Origin of the sequence: Pseudomonas synxantha (assembly GCF_900105675.1) — a bacterium.
GTDB classification, from domain to species: Bacteria; Pseudomonadota; Gammaproteobacteria; order Pseudomonadales; family Pseudomonadaceae; genus Aquipseudomonas; species Aquipseudomonas synxantha.
Window position 1 is genome coordinate 361,880 of sequence record NZ_LT629786.1, and the last position, 13,882, is coordinate 375,761.

7 protein-coding genes are annotated in these 13,882 nt (G+C 61.4%); 1 reads left to right on the forward strand and 6 read right to left on the reverse strand.

What is annotated here, in order from left to right:
- Positions 1 to 72: 72 nt before the first annotated feature.
- Together BLU48_RS01740 and BLU48_RS01745 are read right to left on the reverse strand one after the other, a co-directional pair.
- Positions 73 to 5,034 (reverse strand): hemagglutinin repeat-containing protein, encoded by a 4,962-nt coding sequence (locus BLU48_RS01740; RefSeq protein ID WP_057023795.1) that lies wholly within the window; start codon positions 5,032 to 5,034, stop codon positions 73 to 75.
- Positions 5,035 to 5,157: 123 nt separating this feature from the next.
- Entirely contained in the window at positions 5,158 to 6,873 is a 1,716-nt protein-coding gene (locus BLU48_RS01745; RefSeq protein ID WP_057023796.1) for a ShlB/FhaC/HecB family hemolysin secretion/activation protein, read from the reverse strand.
- 492 nt (positions 6,874 to 7,365) lie between these two features.
- Between BLU48_RS01745 and nadA the strand changes: the two genes are divergently transcribed.
- Positions 7,366 to 8,424: a quinolinate synthase NadA gene (gene nadA / locus BLU48_RS01750; protein WP_057023797.1), complete on the forward strand. Its 1,059-nt coding sequence runs from the start codon at positions 7,366 to 7,368 to the stop codon at positions 8,422 to 8,424.
- Positions 8,425 to 8,560: 136 nt separating this feature from the next.
- Here the strand turns inward: nadA and BLU48_RS01755 are convergent, their stop codons facing one another.
- From BLU48_RS01755 to gcvP, 4 genes are all read right to left on the reverse strand, one after another.
- Positions 8,561 to 9,049 carry an RDD family protein gene (locus BLU48_RS01755; protein WP_057023798.1) on the reverse strand — a complete coding sequence of 163 codons (489 nt, stop codon included), beginning with the start codon at positions 9,047 to 9,049 and terminating at the stop codon, positions 8,561 to 8,563.
- Positions 9,050 to 9,143: 94 nt separating this feature from the next.
- Entirely contained in the window at positions 9,144 to 9,356 is a 213-nt protein-coding gene (locus tag BLU48_RS01760) for a cold-shock protein (RefSeq protein WP_057023799.1), read from the reverse strand.
- Positions 9,357 to 9,749: 393 nt separating this feature from the next.
- Positions 9,750 to 10,874, reverse strand: a complete 1,125-nt coding sequence (gene gcvT, locus BLU48_RS01765; RefSeq protein WP_057023800.1) for a glycine cleavage system aminomethyltransferase GcvT — start codon at positions 10,872 to 10,874, stop codon at positions 9,750 to 9,752.
- 166 nt (positions 10,875 to 11,040) lie between these two features.
- A complete protein-coding gene (gene gcvP / locus BLU48_RS01770; protein WP_057023801.1) occupies positions 11,041 to 13,878 on the reverse strand; it encodes an aminomethyl-transferring glycine dehydrogenase in 2,838 nt (945 codons plus the stop codon).
- Positions 13,879 to 13,882: the final 4 nt, after the last annotated feature.

Sequence of the window (13,882 nt, forward strand, 5' to 3'; positions counted from 1 at the left end):
CTGACTGACACACTGCAATCGGGAGCAAGCCCCCTCCCACATTTGGATCTGTTTCGTTCGGTAAGTCGGTGCTTAACCTTCAGTTGATGCTTGTTCAATCCCCGCCTGCAAGACCTGGTTTTCACTGTGCCCACCCGCTCGCAGTGGTCCCAGGTTGAAGGCTTGATCCTTGCGCGTGGCGTCGTCCTGTTTCTGAGTCAATTCATCCTTGGCTCCCAGTGCGAGGTTGACCGGTGATTTCGAGACGTTCAGCCCGACATCAGCACGGTAGTCGCTGCCGGCCAATGCCGTAGCGGTGACTTTGGAACCGCCCAGCTCGACCTTGCCGTGCTCGGCGCCGATCCGCGCACCCGTGAGGCGCGTATCACCGCTCACCTGCAGATTGACGCCCTGGCTTGCGCGAATGCCTGACGCCTGGGTGACGCTGTCCTTGACCACATGGCTGACGTCCAGATACAGGGTCGGGGTGTAGTTGGTGTTGCCACTCTTGTCACCGAACAACACGCTTTCGGCGGTATTGGCTACCGAGCTGCCGGTGGTGTTCTTGCCGCTGACGACGTAGCTGTCGCTGTTTTTCGGCCAGACCTTATCCTTGAAGCCCGACAGGCGTGTGCCCAGGGCCTCCTTCTTGTCCGCCAGGTAAGCCTTGGCCTTGTCCACACGGGTGCCGAAAGCGCCACGGGGCTCGGGGTTCACGTCGTAGCTACCGCTGCGGGTGAATTTTTCCTCCAGGCGTTCCTTGACGTTGACGACGCCGTTGACCACTTTGTCCTTGGCCGAAGCCAGGTGCCCGGTGCTTTTGTCTACGACGTTCTCCAGTTTGTCGCGATGCTTGTCGAACGCACCTTCGGCCTTGGCTTGCACTTTGTCCTTGAGCGGGCCAGTGGCAGTGGCGAGTTTATCCACCACGCCGGGCTGGTTTTTTTCCACATCCAGCCTGGCATCGACATTCACCTGGGTGCTGTTGACCTGGTCCTTGCGACTTTCGACGATGAGATCGCCACCTACCTTGCCGTTCACCTGGTCGGCTTCGATGCGTGCCCCGGCCAGGTGGGTGTCGCCGGCACTGTTGATGACCACGTTGTCGGCCTTGATCAGGCTGTCGTGCTGGGTGGTGCTTTGCAGGTGATCCACGTCGACCTTGGCTCGCGCATTGATGCCGCGCTGGGTCTTGGGTGTGGCGTGCTCACCGGCATCGGCCAAGGTGGTCTTGCCAACGCTGCCACCCGCGCCCAGGGTCACGCCCCAGTTGTCATGGGCCTGGGTTGACTGTGCAGACTCTTGCAGGATGCCGCCGTTCTGCGCGACGAGGTCGACTCTGGCCGCGTTGATCTGAGTACCCTGCAAGTGCAGGGCATCAGCCGCCTCGGCACCACTGGCGAGGCTGACCTTGCCGTTGCTGTGCAACTGCCCGACGACGATGCCCTGGTCATTTTCCGCCACCTTACCGATGTTGAAATTGGCACTGAGGCTGCCGGTCTTGCTGCTGCTTTCGGCAGTGCTGGTCTTGCCGGCGCCGGCAGTCAGGCCGCCGCCCAGGTTGCTGCCTTTGCTGATGTGGCTGTTGGTGGCGGCTTGCAGGTCCAGCTTGCCCCCGGCATTGAGGCTGATATCGCCGGTCTTGGCGGTGGCGGTGCCGATCTGCGTGCCTTGCAGGGTCATGTCGCCGCCGCTGCTGAGCTGGATCGCCCCGTTGCCCTGGACCGTCGCGACGCGGGCCTGGCGGTCCTGGGTGTCCAGGCGCTTGTTATCCAGTTGCACACCGGCACCGAGGTTGACGTTGTTGCCATTGGCGCCCGGCGCGGTGCCCACGGTCAATGAACCGTTACCGCGCAAGGTGCCGCTGTTTTTGCTCTGGGTGTCGTTGGCCTGGTTGAGCGCCAACTCACCGCCGGTCTTGAGGTTGACGCCGGCCTGGCCGCCGTTGAACTGGCTGCCTTCATAACGTGCATCGCCCTTGGCCTCGATGCTCACCCCCTGGGTGCCGGCATAGCTGCCGACCACCGCCGTGCTGCTGGTTTCACGCACATCGCTGCTGCCGCCCAAGCCGCTGCCGCGCACATTCAGGTCTTCACCGGTGGTGGTGTAGATCCGCACGCCCGCCTTGGCGTCCACGCCTTGCTCGCTGCTGTCGTAGGTATTGGCCGCTGCCGTGGCGACATGTTCGCCGGCCTTGATTGTCAGCCCGCCATCGGTGGCCCGATATTGAGTGCCTGCATCCTGCAGTTTCCCAGCGGTATCGACCTGCACCGTGGCGCCACTGAACTGGCTGACCACCGCCGTGCTGTCCTGCTGTGTGCGGGTGTTGTGGGTGTGTCCGACTTCCACGTCCAGCCCGACATTCGGTTGTTCGAGCGCGTCCAGCAAACCGGGCTGATGGAACTTGACCTGGGCCACGCCTTCGACGGCTTTTTCGATTGGGCGGGTGATGCCTTTGTACTCCACATTGGCGCCGACATCGGCGGCCCAACCGTTTTCCTTATGGGTGCTGGCTTCGGTGGAATGGGCTGACTGGTTGTCGATTCGGCCTGCGTTGACCTGCAACTCGGTGCCGGCCTTGACCTGCGCGCCCTGGCTGGTAAGGGTGTCGCCGACGTTGATGACCAGCTTGCCGGCCGCAGCCACGGTGCTGGTTTGCGCGGTGGTTTTGCTGTTTGTGTCGTGGCTGCTCTGGTGGCTGAATTGCGCGCCACTGCCAGCCCGATCAAGGCCGCCGGTGTAGTAGAAACTACCGCCGGTGGTGGTCTTGTCGACGGCTTGGGTACTGCTGTCATCGGCCGCCAACAGTGCGACGTTTTTACCGTTCAGGCTTGCATTGCCCTGGGTCGCCTTGAGGTCCGAGCCCTTGATGCTCACATCGCCGCCAGCGCTTACCGCCACACTGGCGCCCTTGAGGCTCGAAGCCTGCTGCCGGGTGGTGTCAGTCTTGCGGGTTTGCTGCTGGTCTTCATAGCTCACCCCTGCACGGTATTGACGGCTGACGTCGGCGGTTTCCCTGGCGTAGCTATCGAAGCCACGGGTGTGCGTGCTGGTGGTGTCGTGGGTGGTGTTCTCGGCCGCAACCACCTTGATATCGCCCCTGGCCTGTGCCTGCAGTTCGTCGCCGGCAGACACCTGGGAACCAGTGACGGTGATGTCTTGGGCGCTTTGCAGCTTGAGGTTGCTGTCCGAGCGCAGGTGGCTGGCGACGATGGTGCTGTCCTTGAGGTTCTTGCGGCTTTCGTCCTTGGAGATGCCGAAGAACTTGCTGTCGTTGCTGTAGCGGTTGTCGTGGGAGGTGTCCTGTACGCCGTCGATCACCAGCGAGCCGTTGTCGCTGATGACGCTGGCCTGCTTGCCGCCACGGGCCTGGCTGCCGCTGATGCGCACGTCGTCGGCCTTGACGATCAGCTTGCCGTCGGCGTTGACCTTGCTGCCGGTGTTCAGGGTTTTGCCCTGGTTACCGTTGCCTTCCTTACCGAAGAAGCTGCCACCGGTCAGGTCGCCGGAGTAGGCGTTATCGCTGCTGCTTTGGGTGCGGCTGGCGCTGGCGATTTCGATTTGGCCACCGGCCAACTGGATATCACCCGGGGTTTTCAGCTCGGCGCCCTGGAGTTGCAGTTTCTGCTTGCTGGTCAGCACCAGTGAGTTGCCAGCCTTGAGGCTGCTGGTGACGCTGCGCTGTTCGCTGCTGGATTTGTCCCAGTTGGCTTTCCACAAATGCTTGCGATGGTTGCCCTGGTCGCGGGTTTCATGGGTTTCGGTGGCTGCGTTCACTTGCAGGTCGGCGCCGCTGTCGATGCGCAAGGCGCTACCGGCTTGCACCTGGCCGGCTTTGATCTCGGTGCTGGCGCCGGAGGACAGCGCGGCATCCTGTTGCGCGACGATCTTGTTGCCGTGCTGGCGCGAGTCCTTGTCGGTGGTGGTGCGGTCATAGGTTTCGTAGGTGAACAGGAAGTTGCTGTTGTCCCACTGTTCACGCTTTTCCTGAAGCTTGCGGCTTTCCAGGCTGCTGAGGGTCAGGTTGCGGCTGGCAGCGAGTTTGACGTTACGCCCGCTGACGTCGGTGGCAGCCAGGTTCAGGTCCCTGGCGCTGTGCAAGTCGACATCGCCCTGGTGGCTCTGCACACCGGCGCGGGTGGCGTCGAGGCTGTTGGCGTGGACCTGGCCGCTGATATCGAGGTCACCGGCCGAGCTGATCTTTACGCCGTCAGTGCCTTGCACCTGCACGCCGCCCACGCGCACACCGGCACCTTCGGCGGTGCTGATGATATTGATGCGCCCGGCCAGCATCGCCCCGAACAGGCGCGCGTCGATACGCTGGTCCTGGGTCTTGCTGGCCGGGTCTGCCTGGCTGACTTGCCCGCTGGCGAAATCGACCTGGTTGCGCCCGACCGTGAGGTTCAATTGATCATGGGCACTGATGCTGCCGTCGCTGTCGATACGTGGCGCGATCAGGTTGATGGAGCCTTCGCGGTTGTGCAGGCCCTGGCCTTGCACCGTCAGCTGACCGGTGGCATCCCGGGTGCTCAAGGCTTGCAGCTTGCCGTTGTCGAATTCAGGGCGGCCGACCACCAGGTCGGCATTCGGGGTGTTGATGAAACTGCCGCCATTCACAGAAATGCCGTTGGGGTTGGCCAGCACATAATCGGCGGCCTGGCCGAAAATCTCCTGGGCGCCGTTGAGGGCCGAGGCATTGCGACTGATCACTTCGTTGAGGATCACGCTTGCCGCCTGGCCCTGGAACTGCGGGTTGGCCGCCAGTTGCCCGGCGAGCTTGGACACGTCGGCCTGCAAGGCATTGTTCAGCACCAGCCCCTGGCGGTCGACGTTGTAATCCAGAAACTGATTATGGGACAGGCCGCCGGCATTCGGCGCAACGATATTGACGATCGGCACGCCGCCCTGGTTTTGCAGTTGCGGCGTACCGCCAGGCCCTTCGGCAACGGTCACGCCCGCGGCGAGCGCAAGCTGGGGCAGCAGGAACAGGCTGGCAATGGCCCAGCGCAGTTTGCCCTGGGGCGAAAGGCGAAAGCTGTGGGAAGTACTCGGCATAAATGATCTCGCTCTGTGTTGGCTGATCCACGGCGTGCGTTGTTCGTTGCAACGCTGTTGGGCGGGTCAGGTACGGCGGTTGTCTCAGGCTAAAAAAACAGCGGTGTTCTCATATTTTCAGGCTCATATTTGCAAGCTCAGGCGTGTCAGCCAGACCTCCGGCTCCTGGCGAAAACCTGTTGGGGTGTTGAGGTTGCGTTGGTAATCGAAGTCGAGCTGCACGTTCTTCCAGCTCAGGTTGAGCCCCGCGCTGGCGCCGCTCAGGCGTTGGCTTTGGACGCCGTGTTCGCGCTTGACCCAGCCGTTGTCGAGGCCCAGGCGCGGGGTGATTTTCACCGGCAAATCGCTGTTCAGCGGCAGGCGCAAAGTGTTGCGCCACACCGCGCCAATCGCGCCGGAGCTGCTGTTGTCGCGGTAGCCACGCACGGCCGAGTCGTCGGTGACCAGCAGCTGTTCGATGGCAGGCAGCGCGTCCGGGCTGTATTGCACCGACAGCTGGCTCTGCCACTGCCACGGTTGCGCCGACCATTGGCCGTTGCGCCATTGGCTGAGGTTGGCGCGGTACTTGTGAAACTGCGCCTTGGGCCGGTTTTTCTGCACCTGGTCGGCATCGCGATCGGCGCCGAACCAGGTCAGGCCCTGGGCGTAATTGACGTCCAGGTTCCACACCGCGCTGTTGAGCCAGAACAGGTTCAGGCCGGCCTCGGCCACCGTCAGCGTCGGGCTCTGGATGTCCAGGTGGGCTTTCTGCAGGTAGCTGTCGACGTCCTTGTAGGCCAGTTGCAGGTTGGCGCTCAGTTGATGGCCCTGGTCGCGCCACAGCACCCGATCGCTGCGCAGGCTGACCTGATCGGTGCGACCGCTGTTGTAGAGCGTCGTGCGGCTGAGCTTGAACGGCGAGCGGTATTCGGCATGGCTGGCGAACAGGCTGTAGGTCCAGTAGCCATAGGGGATCGAGTAGAACAGGCTGGTGCTGCGGCTGTAGCGCGGCCCATGGTTGAGCGTGTCGCTGAAACTCAGGTTGAGCGAATCGCCCAATTGCAGCGGGCTGTCCAGGTTCAGGCTGAGGGCATTGCGATCACGCCCGGTGCCGGCGCTGCCAAGGTTATCCAGCCCAAGCCCCAGGGCCCAACGCGAGGCACTGCTGCGCGAGCGCAGGATGATGCGCGAGGCGCCCGCTTGGCTGCCAGGGGCGATATCGGCGGTGAGGTCGACCGAGCGCAGGCGGTTGAGCTGGTCCAGGCCCTGTTCCAGGTCGCGCAGGTTCAGCGGCTTGCCGAGCATCCCGGGAAACGCTGCGCCTAACGACACGGGCAGGCTCTGGTCGGCCAGTTCGATGGCTTCGAGGTAGCCTTCCTCGACGTGAATATCCAGCGGGTGCCCGGCGCTCGGCGCACTGATCAGGTAGGGACGGCTGGCGATATAGCCGGCCTCGACATACAGACGCGTGATCTCGGCCAATAGTCGGTTGATCTGAGTGACGCCCATGCAGGGGGCAACGTAGGGCTCGATGTGTTTGTCCAGCTCGGTGCGGCTGAACAAGGTGACCCCGGCCAGGCGTGTACCGCGCAGGGGCCAGCAGCGTTCATCCTTGGCGACGTCCTTTGGCGCGGTCGGTGTGATCGGCGGCGTACCGAAACGGCCGCGCTGCATCTGGCGCTGGCGCTGCTCCAGTTGTAATTGCTGCAGGTCGCGCTGCTGTTGCTGCTGCAAGCGAAGGGCTTCCTGGCCTGGCTGCGGCGCATCGGCGGCGGCCGCAGGCAGCGCGCACAGGCAGAGCAGGGTGATGCCCCACTTTTGAATACGACACCAGTGTCCGGTTGTGGGCTGAATTGGCACTCGACATCCTTAACGTAGAAATACACACGATCTATGCCTCCTGAGCCAAACCGTTAACTCAGGGGAGTTGCCACACTGGAGTCATGATTAAACGGTTCGTTACATGAGCGGGGGATTTATTGCACAAAACGTGAGGAGTACCACGTTATTTAGGGAAAAAACGCACAAAAATAGTGCGTAATGGGCGAGTGGTAACCTGAAGTGTCAGTGTTTAAAGGGTGTTTTGGGCGAAGGAGGGGGTGGAGGTTTTTTGGATTGTTGCAGTTATTGCGCTTAATCATTGTGTTTATAGCAGGCGGCGGTGCGCCCAACAGCCGCGTACCGGCATACCAGATTAGGCTTTTGAATCCATTCGATATTCTGTAGCCTTGCGCGGCTTCATCTTTACCCGTGCTTGATGAACACAAACACTTCGTCCGGCGGCGCCCGAAGGGCTCCAGAGCCGGTGGTACACTCGACTTTCGCGCTACTGCGCCTGCAGGTCTTGCGAACATGACGCACATTTCCGAACGCCTACTGGTTCAAGCCCACCTCGACGCCAAACAGCCCAAGGTGCTTAGCGCCGCGCAAGAGGCGAGCCTGCGCGCCGCCATCGCCGCCGAGCTCAACGCTCAGGATGCGGTACTGGTTGCCCACTTCTATTGCGACCCGGTGATCCAGGCCCTGGCCGAAGAAACCGGTGGCTGTGTTTCCGACTCCCTGGAAATGGCGCGCTTTGGCGCCGCCCACCCGGCCAAGACCGTGCTGGTGGCCGGTGTGCGGTTCATGGGCGAGACCGCCAAGATCCTCACCCCTGAAAAACGCATCCTCATGCCGACCCTGGAAGCCACCTGCTCCCTGGACCTGGGTTGCCCGGTGGATGAGTTTTCAGCGTTCTGCGACCAGCATCCGGAGCGCACCGTGGTGGTATATGCCAACACCTCGGCGGCGGTCAAAGCCCGTGCCGATTGGGTCGTGACCTCCAGCTGCGCGCTGGAAATCGTCGAAAGCCTGATGGACAACGGCGAGACCATTATCTGGGGCCCGGACAAACACCTGGGCACCTACATCCAGCGCCAGACCGGTGCCGACATGCTGCTGTGGGACGGTGCCTGCATCGTCCATGAAGAGTTCAAGTCCAAGCAGTTGGAAGACATGAAGGCGCTGTACCCGGACGCGGCCATCCTGGTGCATCCGGAGTCACCGACCTCGGTAATCGAGCTGGCGGATGCCGTAGGCTCGACGAGCCAACTGATTGCTGCGGCGCAGCGTCTGCCGAACAAGACTTTTATCGTGGCAACTGATCGCGGCATTTTCTACAAGATGCAGCAGCTGTGCCCGGACAAAGTCTTCATCGAGGCGCCGACTGCAGGTAACGGCGCGGCATGCCGCAGTTGCGCGCACTGCCCGTGGATGGCGATGAATACGCTGGAGCGTACGTTGCAGTGTCTGCGTGAGGGCAGTAATGAGATTTTCGTCGAGCCGTCGGTGATTCCACAGGCGGTGCGGCCGCTCAAGCGCATGCTCGACTTCACCCAGGCTGCGCGCCTCAAGCTGGCCGGCAACGCATAGCCCAGGTGTGAACACTTTCCAAATGTGGGAGGGGGCTTGCTCCCGATAGCGGTGGATCAGTCAATATATCTGGTGACTGTCACACCGCCATCGGGAGCAAGCCCCCTCCCACATTTGGATCTACGCTATTGTGCGATTACTTCTTTTGCTTCGGGATCCGCACCAACTGCGTATCCGAATAGATGTCATGCCAGCTGCGTTTCTGTTTGTCGAACAATGACCAGACAAACCCCAACCCCACGCACAGCCATGACGCAATCGACACCACAAAACGCAACAACGCCTGCCACAAGCTGATGCGCGAACCGTCGGCGTTTTGTACACGCACGCCCCACACCTGCATGCCCAAGGTTTGCCCGGTATGGGTCCAGAACTTGGCGAAGAAACCGAACAGCACAAACAACAGGATCGTCGATAGCAGCGGGTCACCGTCCAGGGCGCCGGATTCGGTGAGGGTGCGCATTTTCGCTTCGCCCACAAAAGCGATCCACGCCAGCTTGTAGATAAAGGCGGTGACGATCAGCAGCGCCGTGCACAACAGGAAATCGTAGAACATCGCTGCCAGGCGACGGCCAAGGCCAACGGCGGGGAATTGGCCCTGGGGGCTCAGCAGTTGCTTGGACATGGCAGGACTCTCTGGAGAAAAAACGCATTTTACGGAATCTCGCCCATAAAAAAGCCCCTGATGTCATATCAGGGGCTTTTTGTCGCAGGAAGGATCAGGCTTCTGCTTCTACTTCATCAGCCTGCATGCCTTTCTGGCCTTGTGCCGGAACGAAAGTTACTTTCTGGCCTTCTTTCAAACTCTTGAAGCCGCTGCCTTTAATGGCGCGGAAATGCACGAACAGATCCGGGCCGCTTTCAGGAGTGATAAAACCAAACCCTTTTTCGTCGTTAAACCACTTGACGGTACCGCTCTGACGTTCAGCCATTTTCTTCTTTCCTTTGACGCTAAAAATTAATGACAGCCCCTTTCACACGAAAGAGTACTGGGCTGGGTTGCAGGAAAGTAAGAGACGTCGAACGGGTTGTAGCAAACTACTTCAGCTACTGCCCAGGTCCAGGTTCCAAGCGACCCATGCAAACACAGTGAGCAAACTCTACGCCAACTAATATGAAAAAAACAAGCCCCGCGAAAGGGCCTGTTTTTACTCGGTCATATGACACTTTGTTGAATGTCGTAATGCCGAGTTATTCGATAGAGTTATTCACTTGTTATAGAAGGATTCCTACAGAAATGCCTATCGTACATGCACTGTTTTATGGCGGCTGCGTTACAGTTTAGTGCGTCTTGATGCAGTCGCGTTACTTATGGAAACAAATAATCAGCCACGATAGTAACGTTGTGGCACGAATGGCATTTTACTTACACGCAATGGCACCTTTTTCCCACGCACCAGCGCAGAGACTTCGGTGTCCAGTGCAATGAAGGCGCTGTTCAGGTAACCCATGGCCAGCGGACCGCCAAGGGTTGGACCAAAGCCACCGCTGCATACGCTGCCGATCACGGTGCCTTGTTCGTCGACGATCTCGGCACCTTCACGCACCGGGGTGCGTTCCTGGGGCAATAAGCCTACGCGCTTGCGGCTCACACCGGCTTGTTGCTGGGTGAAGATGCGGTCCGCACCTGGGAAACCGCCGGCACGTGGGCCATCGGCACGCCGGGCCTTGGAGATCGCCCACAACAGGCTGGCTTCGATTGGCGTGGTGTCGGTGTTCATGTCATGGCCATAGAGGCACAGGCCAGCTTCAAGGCGCAGGGAGTCGCGGGCGCCCAGGCCGATGGCCTGTACTTCGGTTTCGGCCAGCAGGCTGCGGGCGAGGCTTTCTGCGTTGGCCGCCGGTACCGAGATTTCAAAACCGTCTTCACCGGTGTAGCCGGAGCGGCTGACATAGCAGTCGACGCCCAGCAGACGCAAGGTGGTGAATTGCATGAAGGTCATCTTATTCACTTCCGGCGCCAGGCGCGCCAGTACCTTCACCGCCAATGGGCCTTGCAGGGCCAGCAGGGCGCGCTCTTCGAACAGCGGCTCGATGGTGCATTGGTCGCCGATATGTTTGCGCAGATGCGCCAGGTCCTGGTCCTTGCACGCGGCGTTGACTACCAGGAACAGCTCGTCGTTGCCCAGGTTGGCGACCATCAGGTCGTCGAGGATGCCACCTTGCTCGTTGGTGAACATCGCGTAGCGCTGCATGCCCACCGGCAGGTCGATGATATCAACCGGCACCAGGGTTTCCAGGGCCTTGGCGGCATTGGCGCCGGTCAGGCGGATCTGGCCCATGTGGGACACGTCGAACAACCCGGCCTGTTCACGGGTGTGCAGGTGTTCCTTCATTACGCCCAGCGGGTACTGCACTGGCATGTCATAGCCCGCGAAGGGCACCATGCGCGCGCCCAGTTCTAGGTGCAGGGCGTGCAATGGGGTTTTCAACAGGGTTTCGGTGGACATATTCAGCTCCTGAACAACGTGCTGGCGCGCGGGTAGGCGTCAGCACTCGATAATGTTGTCAAAAATGTGGAAGCGGGCTTGCGCGAAAACGGGCCGTCAGTTGATGCATCTGTAACTGATACACCGCTTTCGCGAGCAAGCCCGCTCCCACCTTTGATCCTTCAGGTTATGCGTAGCTCTCGATCGAGGGGCATGCGCAGACGAGGTTGCGATCGCCAAACACGTTGTCGACCCGGCCAACCGGCGGCCAGTACTTGCCTTCGATCAGTGACGCGACCGGGTACACCGCTTGTTCACGGCTGTAAGGGTGCGACCACTCGCCGACCAATTCAGCGGCGGTGTGTGGCGCGTTTTTCAACGGGTTGTCGTCCTTGTCCAACGTGCCGTTTTCCACCGCACGGATCTCTTCGCGGATGGCGATCATGGCGTCGCAGAAGCGGTCCAGTTCTTCCTTGGACTCACTTTCGGTCGGCTCGATCATCAAGGTGCCAGCCACCGGGAACGACATGGTCGGCGCGTGGAAACCAAAATCGATCAGGCGCTTGGCCACGTCATCCACGCTGATGCCGCTGCTGTCTTTCAAGGGGCGCAGGTCGAGGATGCATTCATGGGCCACCAGGCCGTTGCTGCCGGTGTAGAGCACTGGATAGTGCTCTTCCAGGCGACGGGAAATGTAGTTGGCATTCAGGATCGCCAGCTGCGAAGCACGCTTGAGGCCGGCGCCGCCCATCATGCTGATGTACATCCAGGTGATCGGCAAAATGCTCGCGCTGCCGAACGGTGCGGCACACACCGCACCTTCCTTGCGCTCCATGGCCGCGTGGCCTGGCAGGAATGGCGTGAGGTGCGACTTGACGCCAATCGGGCCGACACCCGGGCCGCCACCGCCGTGGGGGATGCAGAAGGTCTTGTGCAGGTTCAGGTGGGACACGTCGCCGCCGAACTTGCCCGGTGCGCACAGGCCAACCATGGCGTTCATGTTGGCACCGTCGATGTACACCTGGCCGCCGTTGTCGTGGATGATCGCGCAGATGTCGCGGATGCCTTCCTCGAACACGCCGTGGGTGGACGGGTAGGTGATCATCAGTGCGGCGAGGTGCTCGCGGTGCTCGATGGCCTTGGCGCGCAGGTCTTCGATATCGACGTTGCCACGCGCATCGCAGGCGGTCACCACCACGCGCATACCGGCCATGTTGGCGGTGGCCGGGTTGGTGCCGTGGGCTGATGACGGGATCAGGCAGATGTCGCGACGTGCTTCGCCACGGCTCTGGTGATAGGCGCGGATAGCCAAGAGGCCTGCGTATTCACCTTGGGAGCCGGCGTTTGGCTGCAGGGAGATCGCATCGTAGCCGGTGGCCGCGCAGAGCATGGCCTCCAGTTCGGTGGTCAGTTGTTGGTAACCGGCGCTTTGCTCAGCCGGGGCGAACGGGTGCAGGGCGCCGAACTCGGCCCAGGTCACCGGGATCATTTCGCTGGCGGCGTTGAGCTTCATGGTGCACGAGCCCAGCGGGATCATGGTGCGGTCCAGGGCCAGGTCCTTGTCGGCCAGCTTGCGCAGGTAGCGCATCAGCTCGGTTTCCGAATGATAGCGGTTGAATACCGGGTGGCTGAGGATTGGTGACTGGCGCAGCAAGGCGGCAGGCAGTGCGCTGTCGGTGGCGGCGAAGGCGGGCAGGGCCTTGCCGTCGGCGAAGATCGCCCACAAGGCCTGGATATCGGCCTGGGTGGTGGTTTCGTCGACCGACAGGCCAACGCGCTCGGCGTCCACTACGCGCAGGTTGATGCGCTGGGCGTGAGCCTTGTCATGCAGGGCTTTGGTGTTGGCGCCGGTGTTGAGTGTAATCGTGTCGAAGAAGTTTTTCTGCTCGACCTCAAGGCCCAGGGCGGTCAAACCCTTGGCCAGGATTGCGGTCAGCTGGTGTATGCGCTGGGCGATCTGAGTCAGGCCTTTAGGACCGTGGTAAACGGCGTACATGCTGGCGATGTTGGCCAGCAGCACTTGGGCGGTGCAGATGTTGCTGGTGGCTTTCTCGCGACGGATATGTTGTTCGCGGGTCTGCATGGCCAGGCGCAGGGCCGGCTTGCCGAAGCGGTCGACGGAAACACCGACCAGGCGCCCCGGCATATCGCGCTTGAACGCATCCTTGGTGGAGAAGTACGCCGCGTGCGGGCCACCAAAGCCCAGCGGCACGCCGAAGCGTTGCGCACTGCCGATGGCGACGTCGGCACCGAACTCACCCGGTGGGGTCAGCAGGGTCAGGGCCAGCAGGTCGGCGGCCACGGCCACCAGGGCGTTGGCGGCGTGGAAACGTTCGGTCAGCTCGCGGTAATCAAATACATCGCCGTTGCTGGCCGGGTATTGCAGCAGGGCGCCGAAGAACGGGCTGACGTCGGTCAGTTCGCGCTCATCGCCGACCACCACGTCGATGCCCAGTGGTTCGGCACGGGTGCGCAGTACGTCGAGGGTTTGCGGGTGGCTGTGGACTGAGGCGAAGAAGGCATTGCTGCCTTTGTTCTTGCTCAGGCGCTTGCAAAAGGTCATGGCTTCGGCGGCGGCGGTGGCTTCGTCGAGCAGGGACGCGTTGGCGATCGGCAGGCCCGTGAGGTCGCTGATCAGGGTCTGGAAATTCAGCAGCGCTTCCAGGCGGCCTTGGGAAATCTCAGGCTGGTACGGCGTGTAGGCGGTGTACCAGGCAGGGTTTTCCAGCAAGTTGCGCAGGATCGGCGACGGCGTGTGGCAGTTGTAGTAGCCCTGGCCGATGTAGGTCTTGAACAGTTGGTTCTGGCCGGCGATGGCCTTGATCTTGGCCAAGGCCTCAGCTTCGCTCAAGCCGTCTTCCAGGCCGAGCACGCTGGTGCCCTTGATGCTTTCCGGGATCACGCTGGCGCTGAGGGCCTCAAGGGAGTCAAAGCCCAGGGTGGCGAGCATCTGCTGCTCATCTGCCTGGCGCGGGCCGATGTGGCGGGCGATGAATTCGTTGGCGGTGGTCAGATTAACGGTCATGGCG

Bases quoted from the DNA above. Each gene is read 5' to 3' on its own strand.
- BLU48_RS01740 (WP_057023795.1), bottom strand. From the start codon at position 5,034: ATGCCGAGTACTTCCCACAGCTTTCGCCTTTCGCCCCAGGGCAAACTG.
- nadA (WP_057023797.1), top strand. From the start codon at position 7,366: ATGACGCACATTTCCGAACGCCTACTGGTTCAAGCCCACCTCGACGCC.
- BLU48_RS01755 (WP_057023798.1), bottom strand. From the start codon at position 9,049: ATGTCCAAGCAACTGCTGAGCCCCCAGGGCCAATTCCCCGCCGTTGGC.
- BLU48_RS01760 (WP_057023799.1), bottom strand. From the start codon at position 9,356: ATGGCTGAACGTCAGAGCGGTACCGTCAAGTGGTTTAACGACGAAAAA.
- gcvT (WP_057023800.1), bottom strand. From the start codon at position 10,874: ATGTCCACCGAAACCCTGTTGAAAACCCCATTGCACGCCCTGCACCTA.
- gcvP (WP_057023801.1), bottom strand. From the start codon at position 13,878: ATGACCGTTAATCTGACCACCGCCAACGAATTCATCGCCCGCCACATC.